We start from the raw sequence: 2,143 nt of genomic DNA on the forward strand, positions 1-2,143 counted from the left end.
GGATCCCTACCTCGCTTTCGCGCGCCAGACGCCGAACGGGCCGGTCGAGTATCCCGACCGTGGCGAGATCGAGCGCGGCGCGCTCGACGGCAAGGGCCTGGAAATCGCCTGGCTGGCCGACAAGGTCGATGCCTTCTTCATTCACGTGCAAGGTGCCGCACGCCTCGCCATGACCGACGGCCGGCTTGTCCGCGTCACCTATGCTGCCAAATCCGGCCAGCGCTTCACCGGGCCCGGCAAGATCCTGAGCGAGATTGGCGAGATCCCGCTGGCGGAGGTGACGATGCAGTCGATCCGCGCCTGGTTCAAGGCGCATCCGGACCGCGTCGACGAGATCCTGCGTCAGAACCGCTCCTACATCTTCTTTCGCGAGGCCGATGTCGAGGACGCGGCCCTTGGCCCGATCGCCGCCGCCAAGGTGCCGCTGACGCCGGGCCGCTCGATCGCCGTCGACCGCCTGCTGCATACATTCGGCACGCCCTTTTACATCGACGCGCCGACGCTCACTGCCTTCGACGCAAAACCGTTCCGCCGCCTGATGATCGCGCAGGACACCGGCTCGGCCATCACCGGACCGGCGCGGGGCGACCTGTTCGCCGGTTCGGGCGATGCCGCGGGCGAGATCGCCGGCGTGGTCCGCAATGCCGCGGATTTTTATGCGCTGGTGCCGCGCGCGCTCGTTGCGGGTGCGGTCCGATGACCCGGCGCCCGGACAAGCTCAGCGAGGACGACCGGGTTCTGTGGAACCTGGTGGCGCGCACGGCCAAGCCGCTGAAGGGCAAATTTGCCGTCGACGTCCCCGACATTGCCGCCGAGGCCAGGCCAAATCAGCCGCAGCCGGCGCTGGCCTCTGCCAACGCCGCAGGGACCGCAAAGCCGAAGGCTCAGCAAGTCACGCACCGCCTCGACGAGCCGACGCTGGACAAATTGTCGAAAGGCCGGCTGCCGATCGAGGGCCGTGTCGACCTGCACGGCATGACCCAGGACGAGGCTTATTCGCTGCTGTTTTCGTTCCTGCACCGGGCGCATGCCGGCGGCGTCCGCTATGTCCTGGTCATCACCGGCAAGGGCTCGTCCTCCGGCGGCGATGGCGTGTTGCGTCGCGCGGTTCCGGCCTGGCTGTCGACGCCCGCCTTCCGGCCGCTCGTCTCCAGCCACGACCATGCCGCCCGCAACCATGGCGGTTCGGGTGCGCTCTATATCCGCCTGCGGCGGGCGCGCCTGTGAGGAGTTCTATCATGAGGGCGGGGACATGACCCCGTTCGGAGAGAAGCTGCGCACGCTACGAGGCGAACGCGGTGTCCGCCAGAAGGACATGGCGGCGGCGATCGGCGTCAGCGCCGCCTACCTGTCGGCGCTCGAACATGGCAGGCGCGGTGCCCCGACCTGGACGCTGATCCAGAAGATCATCGGCTATTTCAACATCATCTGGGACGACGCCGAGGAACTGGCGCGGCTGGCCGAAGCCTCGCACCCGCGTGTAAAAATCGACACGTCGGGTCTTTCCCCCGCTGCCACCGAGCTTGCCAATCTGCTGGCCGAAAACATCGAGAAACTCGACGAGGCCGAGCTTCGCCGCATCACTGCATCGATCCGCGCGGCGTTGAACCAGCGGCCGTAGCCGACGATCCGAGCGTGATGCAGGTTCGCCTGCCTCAGCAGGAAACTGCCCGCCGGCGGACCGCCAGCGGGCACAGTGGTGAGATCATTTCTTGCCGGCCGTGCCGCCATTTCCGCCCCGGCCGTGATCGCCATTGCCGCCATGGCCATTGTTTCCACCCCCCAGGCAGCCCGACGCCCCGGCATCACCGCAACAGCGGCCGGCCCAGAGGTCGTTGAGGTTGGTTTTGGAACAGCTGGTGGTCTGCTCGGCCATGGCGGATCCGGCCATGCTCGACACCGCGAGAGCGGCAAGAAGGGTGTTGCGCAGAAAAGCAGTCATCTGAAGTCTCCATGGTTGGTTTCGGTTACGGCTGTGTGTCGCAGGCCGGAGCGAAATGGTTCACGGAGAAATGCGAGATTATTAGAGGATGCGCGCGGCGCCGGGCCACGAGCGAGACGCTGGCGGGACAGCGCCCCCCTCTGCCCTGCCGGGCATCTCCCCCTCGTGGGCAGGGCTATCGGATATGGAACTCCTGAGATG

Annotated in this window: 4 protein-coding genes; 3 read left to right on the forward strand and 1 reads right to left on the reverse strand. The window is 66.9% G+C overall.

Going from position 1 to position 2,143, the window contains the following annotated elements; all coding sequences use genetic code 11:
- The 3 genes from EN750_RS31070 to EN750_RS31080 form a co-directional block, all read left to right on the forward strand.
- The coding region (locus EN750_RS31070; protein ID WP_189526581.1) for an MltA domain-containing protein at positions 1 to 700 on the forward strand (700 nt) is incomplete at its 5' end.
- Positions 697 to 1,227 (forward strand): Smr/MutS family protein, encoded by a 531-nt coding sequence (locus tag EN750_RS31075; protein ID WP_127399003.1) that lies wholly within the window; start codon positions 697 to 699, stop codon positions 1,225 to 1,227. The genes EN750_RS31070 and EN750_RS31075, both read left to right, overlap by 4 nt.
- 25 nt (positions 1,228 to 1,252) lie before the next feature.
- Positions 1,253 to 1,621, forward strand: coding sequence for a helix-turn-helix transcriptional regulator (locus EN750_RS31080; protein WP_127331956.1), 369 nt, complete (start codon positions 1,253 to 1,255; stop codon positions 1,619 to 1,621).
- A gap of 84 nt (positions 1,622 to 1,705) precedes the next feature.
- On the opposite strand, the gene EN750_RS31085 is transcribed toward EN750_RS31080, so the two are convergent.
- Positions 1,706 to 1,942: a hypothetical protein gene (locus tag EN750_RS31085; protein ID WP_127268047.1), complete on the reverse strand. Its 237-nt coding sequence runs from the start codon at positions 1,940 to 1,942 to the stop codon at positions 1,706 to 1,708.
- Between the last annotated feature and the right edge of the window lie 201 nt (positions 1,943 to 2,143).

Origin of the sequence: Mesorhizobium sp. M7A.F.Ca.ET.027.03.2.1 (genome assembly GCF_003999175.1) — a bacterium.
Classification (GTDB): domain Bacteria; phylum Pseudomonadota; class Alphaproteobacteria; order Rhizobiales; family Rhizobiaceae; genus Mesorhizobium.

Bases quoted from the DNA above. Each gene is read 5' to 3' on its own strand.
- EN750_RS31075 (WP_127399003.1), top strand. From the start codon at position 697: ATGACCCGGCGCCCGGACAAGCTCAGCGAGGACGACCGGGTTCTGTGG.
- EN750_RS31080 (WP_127331956.1), top strand. From the start codon at position 1,253: ATGACCCCGTTCGGAGAGAAGCTGCGCACGCTACGAGGCGAACGCGGT.
- EN750_RS31085 (WP_127268047.1), bottom strand. From the start codon at position 1,942: ATGACTGCTTTTCTGCGCAACACCCTTCTTGCCGCTCTCGCGGTGTCG.